The organism is Variovorax ginsengisoli (assembly GCF_030486595.1).
In the GTDB taxonomy this organism is placed as follows: Bacteria; Pseudomonadota; Gammaproteobacteria; order Burkholderiales; family Burkholderiaceae_C; genus Variovorax; species Variovorax ginsengisoli_B.
This window is the reverse complement of record NZ_JAUJZH010000017.1, coordinates 157698-180595: the sequence shown is the minus strand read 5'-3', so window position 1 is coordinate 180595 and position 22898 is coordinate 157698. Positions and strand designations below refer to the sequence as shown.

The 22898-nt window shown below is 69.3% G+C and carries 23 protein-coding genes and 1 pseudogene; 11 read left to right on the top strand and 13 right to left on the bottom strand.

Annotated features, from left to right (window positions below; translation table 11 throughout):
• On the top strand, positions 1 to 332 hold a 332-nt coding region (locus tag QZH52_RS22810), incomplete at its 5' end, for a transposase (protein WP_301812839.1).
• Positions 333 to 334: 2 nt separating this feature from the next.
• On the opposite strand, the gene QZH52_RS22805 is transcribed toward QZH52_RS22810, so the two are convergent.
• From QZH52_RS22805 to QZH52_RS22775, 7 genes are all read right to left on the bottom strand, one after another.
• Entirely contained in the window at positions 335 to 550 is a 216-nt protein-coding gene (locus tag QZH52_RS22805; RefSeq protein WP_286528952.1) for a YbdD/YjiX family protein, read from the bottom strand.
• On the bottom strand, positions 547 to 2604 hold the full coding sequence (locus QZH52_RS22800; RefSeq protein ID WP_301812838.1) for a carbon starvation CstA family protein: 2058 nt from the start codon (positions 2602 to 2604) through the stop codon (positions 547 to 549). The genes QZH52_RS22805 and QZH52_RS22800 overlap by 4 nt, the downstream gene beginning before the upstream one ends.
• 112 nt (positions 2605 to 2716) lie before the next feature.
• Positions 2717 to 3352 (bottom strand): response regulator transcription factor, encoded by a 636-nt coding sequence (locus QZH52_RS22795; protein ID WP_301812837.1) that lies wholly within the window; start codon positions 3350 to 3352, stop codon positions 2717 to 2719.
• Positions 3349 to 4710 (bottom strand): cache domain-containing protein, encoded by a 1362-nt coding sequence (locus tag QZH52_RS22790; RefSeq protein ID WP_301812836.1) that lies wholly within the window; start codon positions 4708 to 4710, stop codon positions 3349 to 3351. Before QZH52_RS22790 ends, QZH52_RS22795 begins: the two co-directional genes overlap by 4 nt.
• Positions 4711 to 4963: 253 nt before the next feature.
• Complete coding sequence (locus QZH52_RS22785; RefSeq protein WP_301812835.1) at positions 4964 to 5695, bottom strand: alpha/beta fold hydrolase; 732 nt, start codon at positions 5693 to 5695, stop codon at positions 4964 to 4966.
• A gap of 85 nt (positions 5696 to 5780) precedes the next feature.
• Complete coding sequence (locus QZH52_RS22780) at positions 5781 to 6650, bottom strand: YbgC/FadM family acyl-CoA thioesterase (protein WP_301812834.1); 870 nt, start codon at positions 6648 to 6650, stop codon at positions 5781 to 5783.
• Positions 6651 to 6655: 5 nt separating this feature from the next.
• Positions 6656 to 7591: an alpha/beta hydrolase gene (locus QZH52_RS22775; RefSeq protein WP_301812833.1), complete on the bottom strand. Its 936-nt coding sequence runs from the start codon at positions 7589 to 7591 to the stop codon at positions 6656 to 6658.
• 115 nt (positions 7592 to 7706) lie between these two features.
• On the opposite strand from QZH52_RS22775, the gene gbd reads away from it, so the two are divergent.
• On the top strand, positions 7707 to 8843 hold the full coding sequence (gbd, locus tag QZH52_RS22770; protein WP_301812832.1) for a 4-hydroxybutyrate dehydrogenase: 1137 nt from the start codon (positions 7707 to 7709) through the stop codon (positions 8841 to 8843).
• A 3-nt stretch (positions 8844 to 8846) separates the two neighbouring features.
• Here the strand turns inward: gbd and QZH52_RS22765 are convergent, their stop codons facing one another.
• On the bottom strand, positions 8847 to 9734 hold the full coding sequence (locus QZH52_RS22765) for a LysR family transcriptional regulator (protein ID WP_301812831.1): 888 nt from the start codon (positions 9732 to 9734) through the stop codon (positions 8847 to 8849).
• Between the two features lie 98 nt (positions 9735 to 9832).
• Between QZH52_RS22765 and bla the strand changes: the two genes are divergently transcribed.
• Positions 9833 to 10714 (top strand): class A beta-lactamase, encoded by an 882-nt coding sequence (bla, locus tag QZH52_RS22760; protein ID WP_301812830.1) that lies wholly within the window; start codon positions 9833 to 9835, stop codon positions 10712 to 10714.
• On the opposite strand, the gene QZH52_RS22755 is transcribed toward bla, so the two are convergent.
• The gene (locus tag QZH52_RS22755) at positions 10686 to 11672 is read right to left on the bottom strand and encodes a tripartite tricarboxylate transporter substrate binding protein (RefSeq protein ID WP_301812829.1); all 987 of its coding nucleotides are present in this window, start codon (positions 11670 to 11672) and stop codon (positions 10686 to 10688) included. The two genes, bla and QZH52_RS22755, sit on opposite strands and share 29 nt — an antisense overlap.
• A gap of 150 nt (positions 11673 to 11822) precedes the next feature.
• On the opposite strand from QZH52_RS22755, the gene QZH52_RS22750 reads away from it, so the two are divergent.
• From QZH52_RS22750 to QZH52_RS22735, 4 genes and pseudogenes are all read left to right on the top strand, one after another.
• On the top strand, positions 11823 to 13394 hold the full coding sequence (locus QZH52_RS22750; protein ID WP_301812828.1) for an AMP-binding protein: 1572 nt from the start codon (positions 11823 to 11825) through the stop codon (positions 13392 to 13394).
• 19 nt (positions 13395 to 13413) lie between these two features.
• Positions 13414 to 14041: pseudogene (gene nthA, locus QZH52_RS22745) on the top strand (nitrile hydratase subunit alpha).
• Positions 14038 to 14700, top strand: coding sequence for a nitrile hydratase subunit beta (nthB, locus tag QZH52_RS22740; RefSeq protein ID WP_301812827.1), 663 nt, complete (start codon positions 14038 to 14040; stop codon positions 14698 to 14700). Before nthA ends, nthB begins: the two are co-directional and overlap by 4 nt.
• Entirely contained in the window at positions 14697 to 15062 is a 366-nt protein-coding gene (locus QZH52_RS22735) for a nitrile hydratase accessory protein (protein ID WP_286531890.1), read from the top strand. Before nthB ends, QZH52_RS22735 begins: the two co-directional genes overlap by 4 nt.
• Positions 15063 to 15064: 2 nt before the next feature.
• Here QZH52_RS22735 and QZH52_RS22730 read toward each other — a convergent pair whose 3' ends face one another.
• From QZH52_RS22730 to QZH52_RS22720, 3 genes are read right to left on the bottom strand one after another with little or no spacing between them, the layout of a single operon-like run.
• Positions 15065 to 15286, bottom strand: a complete 222-nt coding sequence (locus QZH52_RS22730) for a hypothetical protein (protein WP_301812826.1) — start codon at positions 15284 to 15286, stop codon at positions 15065 to 15067.
• A gap of 15 nt (positions 15287 to 15301) precedes the next feature.
• Positions 15302 to 16375, bottom strand: coding sequence for a patatin-like phospholipase domain-containing protein (locus QZH52_RS22725; protein ID WP_301812825.1), 1074 nt, complete (start codon positions 16373 to 16375; stop codon positions 15302 to 15304).
• Positions 16376 to 16422: 47 nt separating this feature from the next.
• Positions 16423 to 18795, bottom strand: coding sequence for a Tex family protein (locus tag QZH52_RS22720; RefSeq protein ID WP_301812824.1), 2373 nt, complete (start codon positions 18793 to 18795; stop codon positions 16423 to 16425).
• 147 nt (positions 18796 to 18942) lie between these two features.
• On the opposite strand from QZH52_RS22720, the gene QZH52_RS22715 reads away from it, so the two are divergent.
• The 4 genes from QZH52_RS22715 to QZH52_RS22700 all read left to right on the top strand — a co-directional run bounded on the left by QZH52_RS22715 (position 18943) and on the right by QZH52_RS22700 (position 22177).
• Complete coding sequence (locus QZH52_RS22715; RefSeq protein WP_301812823.1) at positions 18943 to 19440, top strand: hypothetical protein; 498 nt, start codon at positions 18943 to 18945, stop codon at positions 19438 to 19440.
• A gap of 66 nt (positions 19441 to 19506) precedes the next feature.
• Positions 19507 to 20082 carry a DUF2239 family protein gene (locus QZH52_RS22710; RefSeq protein WP_301812822.1) on the top strand — a complete coding sequence of 192 codons (576 nt, stop codon included), beginning with the start codon at positions 19507 to 19509 and terminating at the stop codon, positions 20080 to 20082.
• Positions 20083 to 20150: 68 nt separating this feature from the next.
• A complete protein-coding gene (locus QZH52_RS22705; protein ID WP_436411622.1) occupies positions 20151 to 21506 on the top strand; it encodes an MATE family efflux transporter in 1356 nt (451 codons plus the stop codon).
• Entirely contained in the window at positions 21473 to 22177 is a 705-nt protein-coding gene (locus tag QZH52_RS22700) for a glutathione S-transferase (protein WP_301812821.1), read from the top strand. Before QZH52_RS22705 ends, QZH52_RS22700 begins: the two co-directional genes overlap by 34 nt.
• Here the strand turns inward: QZH52_RS22700 and QZH52_RS22695 are convergent.
• On the bottom strand, positions 22159 to 22893 hold the full coding sequence (locus QZH52_RS22695) for a glutathione S-transferase family protein (protein ID WP_301812820.1): 735 nt from the start codon (positions 22891 to 22893) through the stop codon (positions 22159 to 22161). The two genes, QZH52_RS22700 and QZH52_RS22695, sit on opposite strands and share 19 nt — an antisense overlap.
• Between the last annotated feature and the right edge of the window lie 5 nt (positions 22894 to 22898).

The window sequence follows — 22898 nt, the reverse complement described above, 5'->3', positions numbered from 1 at the left end:
CGCTGTTCCTGAGCGAGGTGGCGCAGCGCCACGCCGAGGAATTCATCGTCATGGTCATGGATCAAGCCGGTTGGCACATCGCCGGTGATCTCGCGGTGCCGCAGAACATGCGCTTGATCTTCCTGCCCCCGTACAGCCCGGAGCTGAACCCCGCCGAGCACCTGTGGGAGTCGCTGCGCGAGGACTGCTTCGCCAACCATGTGTTCGCCAACCTCGATGCAGTCGAGAGCGCCGTGATAAGCGGACTCGTCGCCCTCGAATCCAATACAACGCGAACCCGTTCAATGACTGGGTTCAAATGGATAACTTCTATATCTTTGAACGCAAGTTAGTATCAGCAGCACCGCCCCTTCCCTCCCCCATACCGCGCCTCCAGCCGCTCCCTGAAAAACGCCTCGTAGCTCATTGCCTCCTGCCCCGGGTGCGTGCGCGCCATGTGGCTCAGGTAGGTGTCGTAGTCCGGCATGCCCACCATCAGCCGCAGCGACTGCGCCAGCGAGCGGGTCAGGTAGCGCCCGGTCTCGGCCAGGCTGGCGCCGGAATTCCTCATGCCGCGGCCATCGGTTCGAACGGCGTCTCGCGCGCGGTCGGATGGTTGGCCCGGCGCGCGGCCAGGCAGGTGCGCACACTGTAGACCAGCACGCTCAGGACCACGAAGATGAACAGCGCGCACAGGCCGGCATCCAGGCGGTCGTTGAAGACGATCCGCGCCATCGCCTCGGGGGTCTTCGCCGGCGCGATCAGCACGCCCTGTGCCAGGCCGTCGGCGTATTTCGCGGCGTGCGACAGGAAGCCCACCTTCGGGTCGGCCGAGAAGATCTTCTGCCAGCCCGCGGTCAGCGTGCAGATCAGCAGCCAGGCCGCCGGCGCCGCCGCCACCCAGGCGTAGCGCTCGCGCTTCATGCGGAACAGCACGACCACGCCGAGCATCAGCGCCACCGCGGCCAGCATCTGGTTGGAGATGCCGAAGAGCGGCCACAGCGTGTTGATGCCACCCAGCGGATCGACCACGCCCTGGTACAGGAAATAGCCCCAGGCCGCGACGCAGAGGAAGGTCGCGATCAGGTTGGCCGGCAGCGAGTCGGTGCGCTTGAGGGCCGGCACGAAGCTGCCCAGCAAGTCCTGCAGCATGAAGCGGCCGGCCCGGGTGCCGGCGTCCACGGCGGTCAGGATGAACAGGGCCTCGAACAGGATCGCGAAGTGGTACCAGAAAGCCATCATGGCCTGGCCGCCGATCACCTGGTGCAGGATGTGCGCCATGCCGACGGCCAGCGTCGGGGCGCCGCCGGCGCGCCCGAGGATGGTGGTCTCGCCGACGTCCTTGGCGGTCTGCAGCAGCATCTCGGGAGTGACTGCGAAGCCCCAGCCCGAGATCGTCTGCGCCACCGCCTCGGGGGTGCTGCCGACCAGCGCGGCCGGGCTGTTCATCGCGAAGTACACGCCCGGGTCGATGCAGGCCGCGGCCACCAGCGCCATCACGGCGACGAAGGACTCGGCGAGCATGCCGCCGTAGCCGATGAAGCGCGCGTTCAGCTCGTTGTCGAGCATCTTCGGCGTCGTGCCCGAGGAGATCAGCGCATGGAAGCCCGACACCGCGCCGCAGGCGATGGTGATGAACAGGAACGGGAACAGGTTGCCCGACCAGACCGGGCCGTTGCCTTGGGCGAACTGGGTCACCGCCGGCATCTGCAAGGTCGGCGCGACGAACACGATGCCGATCGCCAGCGCGATGATGGTGCCGATCTTCAGGAAGGTCGACAGGTAGTCGCGTGGTGCCAGCAGCAGCCACACCGGCAGGCTGGCGGCGATGAAGCCGTAGCCGATCAGCATCCAGGTCAGGGCCTTGCCGTCGAAGGTGAACATCGGGCCCCAGACCGGGCTCTGGCTCACCGCCTGGCCGCCGAAGATCGCCGCCATCAGCAGCACGAAGCCGATCACCGAGATCTCGCCGATGCGGCCCGGGCGGATGTAGCGCAGGTAGACGCCCATGAACAGCGCCACCGGGATGGTCGCCGCCACCGTGAAAGTGCCCCAGGGCGATTCGGCCAGCGCCTTGACCACGATCAGCGCCAGCACCGCGAGGATGATGATCATGATCATGAAGGTGCCGAACAGCGCGATCATGCCGGGCACGGTGCCCATCTCCTGCTTGATCAGGTCGCCCAGCGAACGACCGTCGCGCCGGGTCGAGATGAACAGCACGATGAAGTCCTGCACCGCGCCCGCGAACACCACGCCGGCCAGGATCCACAGCAGTCCCGGCAGGTAGCCCATCTGCGCCGCCAGCACCGGGCCGACCAGCGGACCGGCGCCGGCGATGGCCGCGAAGTGATGGCCGAACAGCACGTTCTTGTCGGTCGGCACGTAGTCCAGGCCGTCGTTGTACTTGTGCGCCGGCGTCTTGCGGTTGCCGTCGAGCCCGAGCACGCGGGTGGCGATGAACAGGCTGTAGTAGCGGTAGGCGATCAGGTAGGTGCAGATCGCGGCGACCACGATCCAGAGCGCGTTGATGGACTCCCCGCGCGAAAGGGCCACGGTGCCGAGCGCGAAGGCGCCGACCACGGCCACGATGAGCCACACCAGGTGGCGGCGGATGCTGTGCATTGGAATGTCTCCGGAAGATGAACCCCCGGAAGTGTGGCGAGCCTGGCCCGCGGCGGCATCGGTTGCACTGCGCGAATCGATCGCGTGGCATCACCTAAGGGATAACCCTGAATTAGCTGTTCTTGAACTCGCGCGCGTGCTCGACCGCGTACTTGATCAGCGCCGACTGGCCCTCGAGCCCGAGCCGCCGCTTGATGCTCTGGCGGTGGGCCTCTACCGTGCGCACGCTCAAGCCCAGGTCGCGCGCAATCTGCTTGCTCGAGTCGCCACGGCCCAGCGCCGTCAGGATCTCGCTCTCGCGCGGCGTCAGCAGCGGCCGCGGCTGCTGGGACGCAAACAGCCGATGCGACACGGCCGCGCTCAGGAAGGTTCCTCCGGCCGCCACCGCCTCGATCGCGGCGACGATCTCCGCCGCCGGCGCATCCTTGAGCACATAGCCGCGGGCGCCTGCCTGCAGCGCCTGCTGCACGTATTCCGGGTTGTCGTACATGCTGAGCATCAGCACCCGCACGTCAGGCTGACGATCTTGCAAGAGCGATGCCAGCTCGATGCCGCTCATCCCCTTCATGCCGACGTCGGCCAGCACCAGGTCCGGCCGCGCCTGGGCGATGCCTTCGAGCGCCTCGGCGGCGCTGCCGGCCTCGCCGACGATCTCGAGGGTCGGCAAGGGCCCGAGGCGGGCTCGCAGCCCGTCGCGCACCAGGGGATGGTCGTCGACCAGGAACAGCCGGATCACAGCGGTTGTCATGCGGTGTCTTCCCCGTCGACCGGCACCTCGGCCAGGATCGAGGTGCCGTCCGCATCGGAGCGCACGCCGAGCGAGCCGCCGATGGCTGCCACCCGTTCGCGCATGTTGCGCAGGCCGATGCCGCGCTTCGGATCGAGTTCGAGCGCGGCGGGGTCGAAGCCGGTGCCGTCGTCGCCGATTTCCAGCTGCACCGCCCTGCCCTCGAAGGCCAGCACGATGCGCACCTGCCGCGCCCGCGCATGCTTGCGCACGTTGGTCAGTGCCTCCTGCGCGACGCGGAACAGCGCGGTCTTCACTTCCTGGGGCAGCTCGCGCGGGCGGCCCTGCACGGTGACCGACGCGGCGACGCCGCCCTCCTCGCCGAACTCCGCGCCCAGCCGCTCCAGTGCCGCGGGCAGCCCCAGCGTATCGAGCAGGGCCGGACGCAGCCGGTGCGAGATGCGGCGCACCTCCACCAGCGATTCATTGAGCCGCTGCAACGCCTTGCCGAGCGCCGGAGGCACCTGCTCGCGCGCCCGTTCGAGTGCGTCGACCGCCGACTCGATCATCAGCTTGGCCGACACCAGCGTCTGGCTGGTGCCGTCGTGCAGCTCGCGCGCCAGGTGGGCCCGTTCGTCTTCCTGCGACTGCACGACCTGGCGTGCGAGCAGCCGCAGCCGGGCCTCGGCGATGCGGTGCTCGCTCAGGTTCAGCAGCAGCCCGGTGGCGCTGACCACGGCCAGGCAGAGCGCGGCGATGCCGGCGATCCAGAGCATGGTGGTCGTGACGTTGGTGTTCATCTGGCGGTCGAGCGTCTGCATCGCGGACTCGATGTCGTCGAGGTAGAGCCCGGTGCCGAGCATCCAGTTCCAGCGCGGCAAGGCCGTGACATAGCCGAGCTTGGGCGCCAGCTGCGCGCTAGAGGGCTTGCGCCACTGGTACTCGACATAGCCGCCGCCCTCGCGGGCGCGCGCGATCAGGTCCTGGATCGTGGGCCGGCCCTGCGAATCGCGCAGGTCCCACAGGGTCTGGCCGACCAGCTCGGGCTGGCGCGAATGCATCAGCGAGCGGCCCTGCAGGTCGTAGACGAAGAAATAGCCGTCGTTGCCGTAGTCGAGCGCGGCCAGCCGGCGCAGCGCCTCGGCGCGAGTCGCCTCGTCGTCGAGTCCGGCGTCGTAGAGCGGCTTCACCGTGCTCACCGCGAGGTCGACGTAGCTGCGCAGTTCGTTGCGTCGCTGCGTCATGTAGGTCTGCTCGATCAGCGCCCGTTCACGCTGCGCCAGGTCGCGCTCCTGGTGGCGTACCGCAAAGGCGACCAGCATCAGCGCGACCAGCAGCGGAGCCACGGCGAGCGCGACGATCTTGGTCCTCAGGTTCATGGGGCGGCAAGACTAACATTTGGCGGCATGGGCCTCTGTGGGGAGCCCGGCAAGCGGTGTGCGAGGAATGCCTACCTCTCCAATGCCGATGCAACCCCGACCTGTCAGCGGTGGCGGGCGGCATGCCCCGGGCTGGCCGTTGAGGCACCGCCGAGCAGCGCAGGGCAGCCGCGAAGCGGCCGGTGACGTCGGCCGGTCCGGGGCATGCCGCCCGCCACCGCCGCCCCAGCCAACGCCAATGATTATCGAAAAATCAAGCAGTCAGCTTCACCAACTCCGCAGCAAGCTCCTTCGGCATATCCACCATCACGTCGTGGCTGCACGGCATCTTCACGACGCGCCATCCCGCCGCCTTCTCGCAGTTGGCAGCGAAGTAGCGGAACGGACTCGGATCCCAGCCGTCGGCCAGGATGTAGAGTCGGTTCGCGATCTTGTCGCCGGCGCCGGTCAACAGCAGCGGCACCTCGAACGTGGCCAGCGCCTGTGGCCGGCACAGGCGGTCGACCCGTTCGCGGTTGGCTTGCGCGATGTTGAACATCTCGGCCGGGATCGGCTGCATCAACCCGCCGTTGTCCAGTAGCGCCGTGCCGCGGAAGGCGCCGATGAATTGCGCCGCCACCTCCGGCACCAGCGCCTTCGAGAGCAGGCCGATCAGCGAATCGCCATGCCCCGGCACGAAGGCATCGAGGTAGACCAGTGAACGGATCCGATCGCTCATCCGGTCGGCGACGCCCGTGATGACCATCCCGCCGTACGAATGGCCGACCAGGATCACGTCGCTCAGCTCTTCCCATTCGATGCAGCCGCAGACATCGCGGATGTGGGTTTCGAGCGTGACGTTCTCGGCCGACTGATGAAAGCGCTCGCCGACGCCGGTGTGGGTCGGCGTGAACACCGTGTGTCCGGCCGCCCGCAGCGCCGCCGCGGTTTCCCTGTAGCACCAGCCGCCGTGCCAGGCGCCATGAACCAGAACGAAGTTGGCCATCGATGTGTCTCCAGAAGAAGCTGAGAGGCGCACATCTTGGGCGTGCCGCCCGGCGGCTGCCATCGGGTAATCCCGGCGCGGGACTTCAGAGCTTCCGGCGCATCTCGACGTGGGCGATGCCCGCTTCCTCGAACGGCCTGCCATGCGGCACGTAGCCCAGGCGCCGGTAGAAGGACTCGGCGCTGCGCTGCGCATGCAGCATCACCTCGGTGTCGCCCCGAACCGCGGCCGCCGCCTCGAGTGCGCGCAGCACCGCCTCGCCGTGGCCGCCGCCACGCAGCGCGCGGTGCACCGCCATGCGGCCGATGCGGCCCAGCCCGGGCGCCTCGGCCACCAGCCGGCCGGTGGCGATCACCTGGCCCAGGCGGTTGCGGGCCACGGCATGCAGAGCCACCGCATCGTGCTCGTCCCACTCGAGTTCCCTCGGGATGCGCTGCTCCTCGATGAAGACGTCGCGCCTGACCTTGCCGGCGCCCTCGCCCCACTGATCCCAGTCGCCGGTGGCCACCTCGCGCATCGGTTCGCCGGCCTCGTAGCCGGCCAGGATCTCGCGCAGCAGCGGCGGCACCGGCTTCGAGGTCTGGGTCGCCGGATCGGCGAAGACGTAGACCAGTTCGCAGCTCACCAGCAGGTCGTCGCCGCGGAACAGGCCACCGTGGAAGACGATCGAGGAATTGCCCACGCGCAGGCATTTCATGCCGACGTCGAGCACGTCGTCGGCCCGCGCCGAGGCATTGAATTCGATCGTCGCCTTGCGCACGTACAGGTCGCCCTCGAGGGCGCGCATCGCCTCTTCGTAAGGCAGGGCCATCGCACGCCAATAATCGGCGATCGCGGTGTCGAAGTACATCAGGTAGTGGGCGTTGAAGACGATCTTCTGCATGTCCACCTCGGCCCAGCGCACGCGCAGGCGGTGGAAGAAGCGGAAGTCGGATTTGCGGTGCAGTTCGGTCATGGCGGTCAGGGTTGCAGGGCTTGTTTCAGGGCCAGCGCCGCATCGGCGTGGGCTTGCAGGGCCTCGGGGATGGCGCGGCCCATCTTGACGAATTCATGGATCACGCCGCGATAGATTTCAAGGTCGACCGCGACGCCGGCGGCGCGCAGCTTGTCGGCGTAGGCGATGCCTTCGTCGACCACGGGATCGATCTCGGCGAGGCCGATCCAGGCCGGCGCGACGCCTTCGAGGTCGTCCGCGTTCAACGGCGCGAAGCGCCAGTCGTCGCGCTCGGCGCTCGAATGCACGTAGAGGCTGAAGAACCAGCTGATCAGCGCCTCGCCGAGCAGCGGGCCCTCGGCATAGCGCCGGTGCGAGTCGGTGTCCTGGTGGGCCGCCATGCCCGGATAGAACAGCAGCTGCAGCGCGACAGGCAGCCCGGCGTCGCGCGCCAGGATCGCGCAGACCGCCGCCAGCGTGCCGCCGGCGCTGTCGCCGCCGACCGCGATGCGGCTGCCGTCCAGGCCCCATTGCGCAGCGTTGCCCGCGATGTGCGCGAGCGCGTCCCAGGCGTCGTTGGACGCGGTCGGGAAGCGGTGCGCCGGGGCCAGCCGGTAGTCGACCGAGACGACGGCGCAGCCGCTGCGCTGGCTCAGCACCCGGCACAGCGTGTCGTGGGTGGCGACGCTGCCGACCGTGAAGCCGCCGCCGTGGAAGAACAGCAGCAGCGGCAGCCGCTCGCCGGAAGGCGCGTAGAGCCGCACCGGCAGCGCATGCCCGTCGCGTGCCGGGACACTGAAATCCTCCACCCGCGCGAGCTGCGGCTTCGGGACTTCGAGCACGCCGGCGCCTTTCTCGTAGGCGGCCCTGGCTTCATCCGGCGTCAGCAGATGCAGCGGCGGCCGTCCGGCGCGAGCCATGCGCTCGACCACGCTGGCCATCTTGGCGGTCAGCGCTGGCATGGCCGGGCTGTACCGCTGGTGACAAGCGCAAGGGTTTTTTTCGTGTCCAAGGGCTTCCGTGCTTGTTAGATTCGAAGACTCGCATCGTACCGTCGGCAGCACCGGCGTCATCCCCATGGCTCTCATCCAGTACCTGACCCAGATCCAGTTCGACTTCGGCGCCATCCGGCTGCTGCGCAGCGAATGCGAGCGCATCGGCATCACGCGGCCCTTGGTCGTGACCGACGCCGGCGTGCGCGCCGCCGGCATCCTGCAGAAGGCGCTCGACGCGCTCGGCGACCTGGCGGTCGCGGTGTTCGACCAGACGCCTTCGAACCCGACCGAGGCCGCCGTCCGGCTGGCCGCGGCCCAGTACCGCGAGGCGGGCTGCGACGGCCTGATCGCAGTCGGCGGCGGCTCGGCCATCGACTGCGCCAAGGGCGTGGCGATCGCGGCCACGCACGAGGGCCCGCTCAAGACCTACGCGACCATCGAAGGCGGCTCGACCAAGATCACCGAGCGCGTGGCGCCGCTGATCGCCGTGCCCACCACCAGCGGCACCGGCAGCGAGGTGGCGCGCGGCGCCATCGTGATCGTCGACGACCATCGCAAGCTCGGGTTCCACAACTGGTTCCTGATGCCCAAGGCCGCCATCTGCGACCCCGAGCTCACGCTCGGCCTGCCGCCCAGGCTGACCGCGGCCACCGGCATGGACGCGATCGCGCACTGCATGGAGACCTTCATGTCGGCGGCTTTCAACCCGCCGGCCGACGGCATCGCGCTGGATGGCCTCGAGCGCGCCTGGGGCCACATCGAGCGCGCCACCCGCGACGGCAGCGACCGCGAGGCGCGGCTCAATCTCATGAGCGCCTCGATGCAGGGCGCTATGGCCTTCCAGAAGGGCCTGGGCTGCGTGCACTCGCTGAGCCACAGTCTGGGCGGCGTCGACCCGCGGCTGCACCACGGCACCCTCAACGCCCTCTTCCTGCCGGCCGTGATCCACTTCAACGCCGGCGCCGAATCGGTCCAGAAAGAGCAGCGCCTTCAGCGCATGGCGCAAGCCATGCACCTCGACTCGGCCGGCGACCTCGGCGACGCCATCCGCGACATGAGCGCACGGCTCGGCCTGCCCAAGGGGCTGGCCGAAGTCGGCGTCACGCCCGCGCAATTCGAGCAGGTGATCGACGGCGCGATGGTGGACCACTGCCACAAGACCAATCCGCGGCTCGCGAGCCGCGACGACTACCGCCAGATGCTCGAAGCGTCGATGTAGGCCTCAGCCCGCCGGCAAGGCCGCGGCAGCCGCCTGCGCAAGCAGCCAATCGCGAAACAGCGCCATCGCCGGACTCACCGGCCGCGACCGCAGCCGGGTCAGCCAGTAGCTGCCGGTCGCGACCGAGATGCCGAGCGGCCGGACCAGCCGCCCCTCCTGCAACTCGCGCTCGAACATCGAGGACGGCGCCAGCGCGACCCCGGCGCCCTGCACGGCGGCTTCGACCATCAGCCGCGACGAATCGAACACCGGTCCCCGGATGGCGGGGCAATCCACCCCCGCCGCGGCGAACCAGCCCGGCCAGTCTTCCGCCCTGTAGGAGCGCAGCAGCGTCTCGTGCGCCAGGTCCTGCGGGCGGCGCACGCGGGCCGCCACCGCCGGGGCGCACAGCACGCAGAGCGGCGCGTCCATCAACGCCTCGGCCTGCAGCCCGGGCCAGTTGCCGTCGCCGAAGCGGATCGCGAAGTCCAGTCCCTCGGCCGCCAGGTCGACCACGTTGTTGTGGGTCATCAGGCGCAGGTCGATGAAGGGACAGCTGTCGCGGAACAGCCGCAGCCGCGGAATCAGCCAGCCGACCGCGAAGGTGCCGACCACGCCCACGCTCAGCACCTCGAAGAAATGGCCGTTGTCGAACTGCTGGATCACCGATTCGATGCGGCCGAAGGCGTCGACCAGCACCGGCAGCAGCGCCAGTCCTTCGTCGGTGAGCGCGAGGCCGCGCGGCAGCCGCCGGAACAGGGAGACGCCCAGCCGGGCCTCGAGCCCGCGCACCTGCTGGCTGACCGCCGCCTGCGTGACGCTGAGTTCGGCCGCCGCCAGCGTGAAGCTCAGGTGGCGGGCGGCGCATTCGAAGGCGCGCAGGGCATTGAGCGGCAGATGGGTGCGGGCCATGAATTAGACGATAGATTTTCTTTTGCGAGGCAGAAAATACCATCGTTTGTCGAGCCGCCCTCGATCGCGCACAGTACGCCGCTTTCAAGGAGACTTTCATGATGGATCGCCGACATTTTTCGGCCGCCCTGCTCGCCGCCCTGGCCAGCGCGCCGGCCCTGGCGCGGGCCGACGGCACGACCGAACTGCAACGGCAAATGGCCGACATCGAGAAGGCCAGCGGCGGCCGGCTGGGGGTGTGCATCCTCGACACCGGCAGCGGCCTGCGTGCCGGCCATCGCGCGGACGAACGCTTCCCGATGTGCAGCACCTTCAAGTTCCTGGCCGCCGCGGCTGTGTTGAGCCGCGTCGACCAGGGAAAGGAGCGGCTGGAGCGGCGCATCGTCATCGGCCAGCGCGACCTGATTCCGCACGCACCGGTGACCGGGAAGCATCTCGGCGAGCCCGGACTCTCCATGGCCGAATTGTGCGAGGCGGCCGTCACGCTGAGCGACAACCCGGCCGCGAACCTGATGCTCGCGAGCTTCGGCGGGCCGGCCGGCCTGACCCGCTATCTGCGCAGTCTCGGCGACACCCAGACACGGCTCGACCGCAACGAACCCGGCCTCAATGAATCGCTGCCCGGCGACCCGCGCGACACCACCACGCCGGCCGCCATGCTGGCCACCATGCAGAAGATCCTCTTGGGCGACGCGCTCCTGCCCGCCTCTCGCGCGCAGATTCAGTCCTGGCTCGACGGCTGCCAGACCGGCGCCAGGCGCCTGCGCGCCGGCGTGCCCGCGGACTGGGCGGTCGGCGACAAGACCGGCTCCGGCAGCCGCGGCAGCACCTGCGACATCGCGATACTGCGGCCGCCGGGCCGCGCGCCGATCCTGGTGACGGCCTATCTGACCGGCACGGAAGCCTCGATGGACGTTCGCGATGCCGCCATCGCGTCGGTCGGCGCCCTGGTCAATCGGGCTTCACGCCCGCAGTCTTGATGACCTGCGCCCACTTGGCCGTCTCGGCCGCGATGAAGGCGTCGAACTCCTCGGGCGTGCTGCCGGCCGGGAAGGTGCCCATGGCCTCCAGCTTGGCCTTGGTCTCGTCGCTCTTGATGATCCGCGCCACCTCCTCCGACATGCGCTTGACGATGTCGCGCGGCGTGCCGGCCGGCGCCAGCATGCCGGCCCAGGTGCTGCCGGTGAATCCCGGGAAGCCCTGCTCGATGAAGGTCGGCACGTCCGGCAGCACGGGCAGCCGCCGCTCGCTGGCGACCCCGATCAGTCGGACCTTGCCGGCCTTGCCCTGGTTGATGAGCCCAGTGGGCGCATCGAAGAAGAGCTGGATCTGGCCGCCCATCAGGTCGGTCAGCGCCGGCACCGCGCCGCGGTACGGGATGTGGATCATGTAGGTCTTGGTGAGCGACTTCCACAACTCGCTCGTGAGGTGCGCCGCCGAGCCGTTGCCCGACGAGCCGAAGCTCACCTTGCCCGGATTCGCGCGGGCGTAGTCGATCAGCTCCTTCGCGGTCTTGAAGGGCGCGTCGTTGTTGACTGCCGCGAGCAGCGGCGACACGCCCATCAGCGACACGCCGACCAGGTCCTTGCGCGGGTCATAGGGCAGCTTGGGGTACAGCGTGGTGTTGGCCGCAAAGGCCGCGATGACGACGCCGAAGGTGCTCCCGTCGGGCGCCGCCTTGGCGACCGCGTCGACCCCGATCAGGCTGTTGGCCCCCGGCTTGTTGTCGACGATGACCGTCTGCCCGAGCCGGCTCTGCAGCCCGGGCTGGATCAGCCGCGCCATCTGGTCGGTGAAGCCGCCGGGCGTGTAGGGCACGACGATGCGGATCGGCTTGCTCGGCCAGGCGGACTGGCCCAGCGACGGTGCCGCGACCGAGACAGCGGCCACAGCGGCTGAGAGATTGAAGGCGCGGCGGGACAGGCGAGCATGGGGCATGGGACTCTCCAGAATGTTCGGCCCATTCTGGAAGGCGGCCCGCCGGTCGACGCTCAGGGTTTGCCCGCCGCGGCATGCCTGCAGCCAGTACGCACAAGACGAGGCGCCACCGCCTCCCTATCTTCGCGGCACAACCACAGGGAGACCGCAATGCCTCTGCATGAATCCGACCCTTCGGGCGCACTCGGCCGCAACCTGATCGAGCGGGTCTGTGTCGCCGACACCCTCACCCGCGCCGCCGACCTCCATCCGCACCAGGTGGCGATCGTCGACGGCGCGCGGCGCCTCAGCTACGCCGACTTCGACCGCCAGGTCGACCAGCTCGGGCACGCGCTGCTCGATCTCGGGCTCCGGCACCAGGATGTGGTGGCCGTGATGGCGCGCAACTGCACCGAACTGCTGCTGACCTACTTCGCGTGCGCGCGGGCCGGCCTGGTGTGCGCGCCGGTCAACCTCGGACTGCGGCCCTCCGAGATTGCCTGGTGCCTGCGCGATGCCGCCGCCCGCGTGCTGATCGTCGAGGCCCCGCTCGCCGACATGGCCAAGGGCGTGCTGGCCGAGGACTTGCCCCAGCTCGCGCACCGCTTCCACACCGGCGCCGAATTCGACGGTCTGCTGGCCAGCGGCCGCAGCGCCCCGCTCGAGGTCGAAGTCCACGACCGGGACGTCGTGCAGCTGCTCTACACCAGCGGCACCACCTCCAACCCGAAGGGCGTGCTGACCAGCCACCTCGCGGTCGTGATGGCGGGCTTGACCGGTGCGCTGGCGCTGCAGGGCGGGCCGGGCTACACCTCGCTGGTCGCGCTGCCGCTGTTCCATTGCGCCATGCTCAACAGCGTGGTGCTGCCGCTGATGGTGATCGGCGGCACGCTGGTGCTGACGCAGGGCTTCGAGCCGCAGCAGGTGGCGACGCTGTTCGAGGCCGAAGGCGTGCACCTGGTCGTGCTGCTGCCGATGATGTATGGCCTGCTGCTGGGCCACCCCGCGCTCCAGGGCCGGACCTTCCCGGCCATGCGCCGCGCGATGTATGCGATGGCGCCGATGCCGCACGAGCGCCTAACGGCCATCCATGCCATGTTCCCGAACGCCGACGTGGTGCTCGGCTCGGGCCAGACCGAATTCACGCCCGCGACCTGCGTGCAGCGGCCCGAACACCAATGGAGCAAGGCCGCCACCTGGGGCACCGCCACCGCGATGACGCGAGTGGCCGTGATGGACGAGCAGGGCCGCCTGCTGCCGCGCGGCCAGACCGGCGAACTGGTCTACCGAGGGCCGCAGGTCATGAACGGCTACCTGAACATGCCCGAGGAAAGCCAGGCCTGCCTGCGCCACGGTTGGTTCCACAGCGGCGACGTCGCGCACATCGACGACGACGGCGCGATCTGGTTCGAGGACCGCTACAAGGACGTGATCAAGACCGGCGGCGAGAACGTGGCCTCGATCGAGGTCGAGCGCTGCCTGATGGACCATCCCGACGTGGCCGAGGCCGCGGCGGTGGGCCTGCCCCATCCGCACTGGGGCGAGGCGATCACCGGCGTGGTGGTGCGCCGGCCTGGGGCGGAACTCGACGCGGCGGCGCTGATGGCGCACTGCGCCGGCCGGCTGGCCGGCTTCAAGGCCCCGAAGGCGATCGTCTTCGTGTCGGAGTTTCCCCGCACCGGCACCGGCAAGCTGCAGAAGCACCTGATCCGCGGGCAGCACAAGGACTTGTACCAGCGCTGAGCCGCGCTAGCATGCGCGCATGGCACACGACCACGACCACGCGCATCCCGACGACCACAGCGAGCTCGGCGAAATGGACCTGCGGGTCCGCGCCCTGGAGACCGTGCTCACGCAGAAGGGCTACATCGACCCGGCCGCGCTCGACGTCCTGATCGACACCTACCAGACGAAGATCGGCCCGCGCAACGGTGCCCGTGGTGGCGCGGGCCTGGGTCGACCCGGCCTTCCGCGACTGGCTGCTGCAGGACGCCACCGCGGCGATCGCCTCGCTCGGCTACAGCGGCCGCCAGGGCGAGCACATGGTCGCGGTCGCCAACACCGACAGCCAGCACCACATGGTCGTCTGCACCCTGTGCAGCTGCTACCCCTGGCCGGTGCTGGGGCTGCCGCCGACCTGGTACAAGAGCGCGCCCTACCGCTCGCGGGCCGTGAAGGACCCGCGCGGCGTGCTGGCCGAGTTCGACGTGCGGCTGCCCGCATCGACCGCGATCCGGGTCTGGGACTCCACGGCCGAGGTGCGCTATCTCGTGATTCCGCAGCGTCCGGACGGCACCGAGGGCTGGAGCGAAGAAGCCCTGGCCGGACTCGTGACGCGGGATTCGATGATCGGCACCGGCCTCGCCCGCATGCCGGAGGCCGCGCCATGAGCTACCTCTCTCATGCCGACCTCGGCGGCCGCGATCTGCCCGGCGGGATCATCCCCGAACCCGAAGGCGAAACCTTCCATGCGCCCTGGGAAGCCCGTGCGCTGGCCCTGACGCTGGCGATGGGCGGCACCGGCTCCTGGAACATCGATGCCAGCCGCAGCGCGCGCGAGACCCTGCCCGACTACGCCGAGCTGAATTACTACCAGATATGGCTTTCGGCGCTCGAAAAGTTGATGGCCGAGCGACTGCAATTGCAGCCCGACGAGCTGGCCGCGGGCCGGATGCTGCATGCACCGCAGCCGGTCAAGCGCGTGCTGCGGGCCGCCGACGTGCCGGCCGCCCTGGCCCGGGGGACGGCCACCGAACGCCCCGCCACCGTGCCGGCGCGCTTCGCGCCCGGAGAGCGCGTGCGCACGCGCAGCGGTGCGGTCGAACACCACACCCGCCTGCCCGGCTACGTGCAAGGCAAGGTCGGCACCATCGAGCACCTGCACGGCATGCATGTGTTCGCCGATGCGCACGCGCAGGGACTGGGCGAACAACCGCAATGGCTCTACACGGTCGTCTTCGACGGCGTGGCGCTGTGGGGCGAAAGCGCCGAGCCTGGGCTCAGCGTCTCGGTCGACGCCTGGGAAAGCTACCTGGAGCCGGCCGCATGAACGAAGCCATCCCGCTGCTGCCCGGCATGCCGAGCGACGACGGCACCGAGCCGGTGTTCCGCGAGCCCTGGGAAGCGCACGCTTTCGCCCTCGCCGTCTCGCTCCACCAGCGCGGCCTCTTCACCTGGCCCGAATGGGCCGATGCGCTGGCGCGGCAGATCGGTGCCGCCCGGGCGGCCGGCGACGCCGACCTCGGCGACACCTACTACCGCCATTGGCTCGCGGCACTGGAATCGCTGGTCGCGGACAAGGGCGCGAGTTCGGCCGTGGAACTCGAACGCTATCGGCAGGCCTGGGACCGGGCGGCGGATCGCACGCCGCACGGGCACGCCATCGCCTTGCAAGAGCGCGATTTCGGCTGACGTCAGCGTTTGCGCCCGCCCAGCACCACCAGCACCCCACCCACCACGATCGCGCCGATACCGGCCCAGACCGGCAGCTCGATGTCCCGCTTCTCCTTCACCGCCAGTTCGACCGGCCCGATCTTGATCTGGTGGGTCGAACTGGTGACGCTGACATGGCCGAGCGCCAGTGCCAGCAGGCCGGCGAAGATCAGGATCAGGCCGAGGATTCGCAGCGGGTTCATGGGGAGGCTTTCTGGCTAGAGGGGTCGCACGTCCTGCACGCCGCAGCCCTGGTCCAGCCACTGCGCGAACTCGTCCGCCAGCCGGCGCGACTCTTGCGCCGCGGTGCTCCAGGCGTTGATGCGCCCGCGCAGGTCGTTGCCGTAGCGGATGAAGTCGTTGCGATCGGGCAGCTTGCCGTTGGGCAACGTCCGGACCCATTCCGGATCCGGCGCCAGCACCACCATGCGGTCCAGGAAACCGGTCGGCTTGTGCCGCCACTTGAGGCCCTTGTCGAGCCAGCCCGGTACCACGGCCTGCTGGAAATGCGGGTACAGCACGATGCCCTCGGCTTTGCCGTAGTCGAGATGCAGGTGGTAGTCGGTGATGCCGCCGTCCCAGTAGGCCCCGGCGGGCGCGCCCGGAATGTCGTGCACCGCCTCGAGCATGAACGGGATTGAACACGAGGCCTGCAGCGCGAGCTCGAAGTTGGCCTCGACCAGGTTCACCTGCCGGGTCCGGAAGTCGTGCGTGCCGAAAGGCAGCGCCGCGCCCGGCGTCGAGAACACCACGCGCTCCAGCCAGGCCCCGAGGCTCTTGCGGTGCACGCTGTTGGTGAGGAAGGCTCCGAGGTAGCCCACCGGCGTGCGGGCCCGGCCCTCGCGCCCGAGGATGTGCCGGCCGCGCGAAGTGATCACGTGCAGCCGGTAGCGCGCATGCCCCAGCACCTCCGCCGTGCGGCCGCCGTAGAAGCTGCGCAGGCCCTCGCCGAACTGGCTGCTGACCTGCTTCGCGCTCAGGCGCTTCTGGCCCGGCGGCAGCTCGAAATGCTGGTGGATGTAGCCCTGCTCGAACTGCTCGAAGGCGGTCTTCGTGTCGGCAAGGCAGGCGTTGGCCAACCGCCAGGCGCCGATCGATGCACCGACCAGGTCGACGGCCTGCGTACTCCGCGGCAGCCAGTCGCCGAACAGGAAACGGTCGATCGGGCCGAGCACCAGCCCCTTGGGACCGCCGGCCGCGCCCGGCACCGTGCGCACGTCCTGCGGGCGCAGGCCATGGGCGGCGATGTGCTCGCGGGCGGCCGGGCCGGCGTAGATGCGAAGCGCCTTCATGCCTGGACGAGAGGCAAGAACCGAGCGCTGTCGCGGGCAGGCGCCATTTACTTGCGCAGCCCTTGCAGCTTGGCGAAGGCCGAGGCCATCTGTCCGGCCGGCGGCGGCGAGTTGTCGCGGCGCGGGCCCTGCTGGCCCCGCCCTGCCCCTTCGAAGCGGTTGTCGCGCGGGCCGTCGCGGCGCGCCGGCGCGGCGTCGAGCTTCATCGACAGGCCGATGCGCTTGCGCGCCACGTCGACCTCCATCACCTTGACCTTGACGATGTCGCCGGTCTTCACGACCTCGCGCGCATCGTTGACGAACTTGTGCGAGAGCTGGCTCACGTGCACCAGGCCGTCCTGGTGCACGCCGAGGTCGACGAAGGCGCCGAACTGCGCCACGTTGCTGACCGTGCCCTCGAGCACCATGCCCTCGACCAGGTCCTTGATGTCGTCGACACCGTCGTTGAAGCGCGCCACCTTGAAGTCCGGGCGCGGATCGCGACCCGGCTTCTCGAGTTCGCCGAGGATGTCCTTGACCGTGATGACGCCGAACTTCTCGTTGGCGAACAGCTCGGGCTTGAGGGTCTTGAGCATGTCGGCGCGGCCCATCAGCTCGGCCACCGGCTTGCCGGTCTTCTCGATCATCTGCTCGACCACCGGGTAGGTCTCGGGGTGCACGCCGGTCATGTCGAGCGGGTTGCTGCCGCCGCGGATGCGCAGAAAGCCCGCGCTCTGCTCGAAGGTCTTGGCGCCGAAGCCGCTGACGTCCAGCAGTTGCTGGCGGCTGGCGAAGGCGCCGTTGGCTTCGCGCCAGCGCACCACGGCCTTGGCGACGCTGGCAGACAGGCCCGAGACCCGCGACAGCAGCGGCACGCTGGCCGTGTTGAGGTCGACGCCGACCGAGTTCACACAATCCTCGACCACCGCGTGCAGCGTGCGCGCGAGTTCGCTCTGGTTGACGTCGTGCTGGTACTGGCCGACGCCGATCGACTTCGGGTCGATCTTGACGAGCTCGGCCAGCGGGTCCTGCAGCCGCCGCGCGATGCTGGCGGCGCCGCGCAGGCTGACGTCGACGTCGGGCATCTCCTGCGAGGCGAATTCGCTGGCCGAGTAGACCGAGGCGCCGGCCTCGCTGACCACCACCTTGTCGACGTTGACGGCCGGTGCGCCGGCTTGCGCCGTCATCTTGGCCAGCAGCTTGATCAGGTCGGCGGCCAGCTTGTCGGTCTCGCGGCTGGCGGTGCCGTTGCCGATCGCGATCAGGTTGACACCGTGCTTGGCGCACAGCTTGCCGAGCGTGTGCAGCGAGCCTTCCCAGTCCTTGCGCGGCTCGTGCGGGAACACGGTCGCGGTCTCGACCAGCTTGCCGGTCGAATCGACCACCGCCACCTTGACGCCGGTGCGGATGCCCGGGTCCAGGCCCATCACGACGCGCGGACCGGCCGGCGCCGCCAGCAGCAAGTCGCGCAGGTTGTCGGCGAAGACCTTGATCGCGACCTTCTCGGCATCCTCGCGAAGTCGGGTGAACAAATCGCGTTCGGTCGACAGCGCCAGCTTGACTCTCCAGGTCCAGGCCACGCACTTGCGGATCAGGTCGTCGGCGGCGCGGCCGGCATGGCTCCAGTCCAGGTGCAGCGCAATCTTGCCTTCGGCGATCGAGGGCTTGCCGGGTTCGGGCTCGACCGGCAACACCAGCTTGGCATCGAGGATCTCCTGCGCGCGGCCGCGGAAGACCGCCAGTGCGCGGTGCGAGGGCACGCGGCCGATCGGCTCGTCGTAGTCGAAATAATCGCGGAACTTGGCGACGTCGGCGTTGTTCTCGTCCTTGCCCGCCATCAGGCTGGACTTGAGCAGGCCTTCGGCCCAGAGCCATTCGCGCAGGCGCTGCACCAGCGGGGCGTCCTCGGCCCAGCGCTCGGAGAGGATGTCCCGCACGCCGTCGAGCACCGCCGGCACGGTCGAGAAATCGGGCCCCGGCTTGCCGTCGTCCAGCGTGGTCGCGGGCTGCAGGAAAGCCTTGGCCTCGACCGCCGGATCGAGCGTCGGATCGGCCAGCAGCTTGTCGGCCAGCGGCTCGATGCCGAACTCGCGGGCGATCTGGCCTTTGGTGCGGCGTTTCTGCTTGAACGGCAGGTACAGGTCTTCGAGCTCCTGCTTGGTCGGCGCTGCGTCGATCGCGGCGCGCAGCTCGGGCGTCAGCTTGCCTTGCTCGTCGATGCTCTTCAGCACCGCTGCGCGACGGTCTTCCAGCTCTCGCAGATAGGACAGGCGCGCTTCGAGCTCACGCAACTGGGTGTCGTCGAGGCCGTCGGTGGCCTCCTTGCGGTAGCGGGCGATGAAGGGCACGGTGGCACCCCCGTCGAGCAGTTCGACGGCGGCCTTCACCTGGTGCTCGCCGACCTTGATCTCGGCCGCGAGCTGGCGAATGATTTTCTGCATGTCTGAAGGGCGTCCCTGGGGCCGGGGCCGCCTGGCGGCCCGCCGGATAAAGCCAGGAAGTTTGCCATAGGAAGAATCAGCGAGCCCCACGATCCGTGACCACCAACCTGGTAACCCGCACCGCCCAGCGATCACAATGCATCGGCCATGCGCCACCCTGCCAAACTCCTGCGCGCTGTCGCGGCGGCCCTCCTCATTCCGGTGCTGCTCTTCGAGGAGTGGGGCTGGGAGCCCTTGGCCCGCGCAACGGCCCGCCTGGCCAAGCTGCGCGTCTGGGCGCGCATCGAGGTGGCGGTGCGCTCGCTGCCGCCCTGGGGAGCGGTGCTGGCCTTCTTTCTGCCGGCGCTGATGCTGCTGCCGGTCAAGCTTTTCGGACTCTTCCTGCTCGGCGAGGGCCACGCGATGAGCGCGCTGCTGCTCTTGCTGGTCGCCAAGCTGGTCGGGACCGCGATCCTGGCCCGGCTGTTCCAGCTGGTCGAGCCGGCATTGATGCAATTGCCGTGGTTCGCCCGCTTCTACCCGCGCTGGAAGGGCTGGAAGGACGGCGTCCTCGAGCGCGTTCGCCTCAGCGCCCCCTGGCGTGCGGTCCGCCGCGCAAGGTCTGGCTTGCGCCGCTGGTGGCATGCGGTGCGCCACACCTCCTGAATTCGTCTATTAATTTTGTCCGGGTAGATTGCCAAATGTTTTTTGCCCGGGTATTATTCGCGCCCCATGCCTTCCCCCACCCCTGAACCTACCCTGTCCGCGTTCGCAGGCTTCCGTCGCATTGCCTCCGGCCCGCGCCCCGAAGTGATCGCGCGGCTGCGCGAGATCGAGTCCACTGCCGACGGCGCGCCGCCCCTGGTCTTCGACGACCTGACCGGCGAGCGCCTCGACCTCGACCTGCGCGCGGGCGCTGAAACAGCGCCGGCCCCCGGGCACTGCGACGACCCGGTGGCACGTGGCGTCGGCCGTCCAAAGCTGGGCGTGGTCGCGCGCGAAGTCACCTTGCTGCCGCGCCACTGGGATTGGCTCAACCGCCAGCCCGGCGGCGCCTCGGTGGCCCTGCGCAAGCTGGTCGACGAGGCCCGTCACGTGCATGCCGACCGCGACGCGCAGCGGGCCGCACGCGAAGCCGCCTACCGTTTCATGACCGCGATCGCCGGCGACCTGCCCGGTTTCGAAGAAGCCGCCCGCGCCCTGTTCGCGGGCGAGCGGGCCCGCTTCGGCGATCTGATCGCCGCCTGGCCCGAGGACGTGGTCGAGCAGCTTCGGCGACTCTCCGCCCCGGCCTGGAGCGAAGCATGAGCAGCCCCGAGCCGGCCGTGCTCGCCGACCCGGCGCCGTTGCAGAAGGCGCCGCCCGTCAATCCGCGCCTGGCGGCGATGGCCTCCAAGCCGCTGTGGAAGGTGTTCCTGCTGTTCCTCGCGCCGATGCTGCTCAGCAACATCCTGCAGTCGCTGTCGGGCACGATCAACAACATCTACCTGGGCCAGATGCTGGGCGTCGGCGCGTTGGCGGCGGTGTCGGGCTTCTTTCCGGTGATGTTCTTCTTCATTGCCTTCACCATCGGGCTGGGCGCCGGCGCCTCGGTGCTGATCGGCCAGGCCTGGGGCGCCCGCGAGCCCGACAAGGCGCGCGCCGTGGCCGGCACCACCCTCACGGTGGGCATCCTGTTCGGCCTCGGCGTCGCCTTCTTCGGCGGCGTCTTCACCGAGCCGATGCTGAAGCTGCTCGGCACGCCGGCCGACATCCTCCCCGATGCCACGCGCTACGCCCGCATCATCCTGATCGCGATGCCGGGGCTGTTCGTGTTCCTGCTGTCGACCGCGATGCTGCGCGGCGTCGGCGACACCGTCACGCCGCTCTACACCTTGATGATCTCGACCGCGCTCGGCCTGTTGATCACTCCCGCGCTGATCAAGGGCTGGTTCGGGCTGCCGCAGCTCGGCGTGGCCAGCGGCGCCTGCGCCACCGTCGTGTCCTTCGTGGTGGCGACGGCCTGGCTGGGCTTCCACCTGCGGCGCAAGAAGAGCGTGCTCGCGCCCGATGCCGACTTCATGCGGCACCTGCGGGTCCGCCCGGCGCTGCTGAAGGCGGTGCTCAAGGTGGGCGTTCCGACCGGCGTGCAGATGATCGTGGTTTCGCTGGCCGAGATCGCGCTGCTGTCTTTCGTCAACGCCTACGGCTCGCACGCCACGGCGGCCTACGGCGCGGTCAACCAGGTGGTGGCCTACGTGCAGTTCCCGGCGATCTCGATCGCCATCACGGCGTCGATCCTCGGCGCCCAGGCGATCGGCGCCGGCCAGGCGCATCGCCTCGGCGCCATCACCCGCACCGCGCTCCTCATGAACCTGGTGCTGACCGGCTCGCTGGTGCTGCTGGGCTACCTGTTCTCGCGGCCGCTGATGGGCTTCTTCATCACCAGCGAACCGGTGATCGAGGTGGCCCAGACGCTGCTGCACATCATGCTGTGGAGCACCGTCATCTTCGGCATGGGTTCGGCGCTGTCGGGGATCATGCGCGCCAGCGGCTCGGTGCTGGTGCCGACGGCAATCTCGGTCTTCTGCATCGCGCTGATCGAGGTGCCGGTCGCCTGGTGGCTGGGGCGGCGCTTCGGGCTCAACGGCATCTGGGTAGCCTACCCGGTGGCGTTCAGCGCGATGCTGACGCTGCAGGCCTGCTACTACCGGTTCGTATGGCGCAAGAAGGCGATCAGAAGACTGATCTGAGGCCGGCCGCGCTGCCGGTCCTGTACTCGTTCCGGCGCTGTCCCTATGCGATGCGGGCGCGGATGGCGATCGCGGTCAGCGGCCAGCGCTGCGAACTGCGCGAGGTCGTGCTGCGCGACAAGCCGGCCGAGCTGCTGGCCGCATCGCCGAAGGGCACGGTGCCGGTGCTGGTCGACACCGACGGCCGCGTGATCGACCAGAGCCTGGACATCATGCTGTGGGCGCTGGAACGCGGCGACCCCGACGGCTGGTTGCGACCCTCGCGCGGCACGCTGAAAGACATGCTCGCACTGATCGCCGACTGCGACGGCAATTTCAAGCGCGACCTGGACGGGTACAAGTACCCCGAGCGGCAGCCGGGCGCAAATGCCGAAGCGCATCGGGCGCAAGGCGCCCTCTTCCTAGCCCGGCTGGAGGCTCGCCTGCAGGCCACGCGCTGCCTGCACGGCGAGCACGCCGCGCTGGCCGACATGGCGATCGCGCCCTTCGTGCGGCAGTTCGCGCAGGTCGATGCGGCGTGGTTCGACCTGCAGCCGTGGCCCGCCTTGCGCGGATGGCTGCAGGCTCGGCTCGAAGCGCCGGTCTTCGAGCGCGTGATGGCGAAGCACGCGCCGTGGCGAAGCGGCCAGCCCGGCATCGGTTTCCCGCCCGGTCAACCCGGCGCCGCGTAGCGCTCCGGCCAGTACCGTTGCAGCATCCGCTGGTGGTAGCGCACCAGGTTCGCACGGCTGGCGACCAGCGCCTTTTGCGGCGACTCGAACGGCGGCAACAGCAGGGTGTGCAGGAAGGCGAAGACCGTGGCGTCGAGCGCGCTCGGCCGGTCGCCCATGAAGTAGGGCTTGTCGGCCAGGAAGTCGCTGGCCGCCGCATAGCCGCGGTCCGCCATCGCGTGGATCTGCTCGATCGGGCGCCGTCCGGTACCCTGTGCCTCAAGCTGGGATAGCACGTTGCGCCGCACCGTCTTCACCGCAAAGGGACGCACGAAGGCGGGCACGCCCAGCGCGCCCATGTAGTCGGCCATGACCGGCCTCAGGATCGCGAAGTTCCGCTCGGGCACCCAGCGTTGGTAGTAGGCGGCGAAATAGAGGTCGGTCTCGAACAGCGACCTCCAGGCGCAGGCGACCGCCTGCTCGGCAGGGCTCCAGCGCTGCTCGTCCAGTGGGTCCTGGTGTAGCTGGCGCAGCAGTTCGATGATCTGCCGCGAGTCGTTGACGAGCCTGCCGTCGTCCAGCGTCAGGGCCGGCAGCTTGCTGTTGCTCATCTTTCGCACATTGGCGACCTGCGTGGTGCACGGCAGCTGCGCCATCCGCAGCCAGGTCAGGAGCTTGACGGCGAAGGGACTCAGGTCGATGGCGTTCCAGGCCGGGCCGAAGGTGTGGACGATCATTAGAG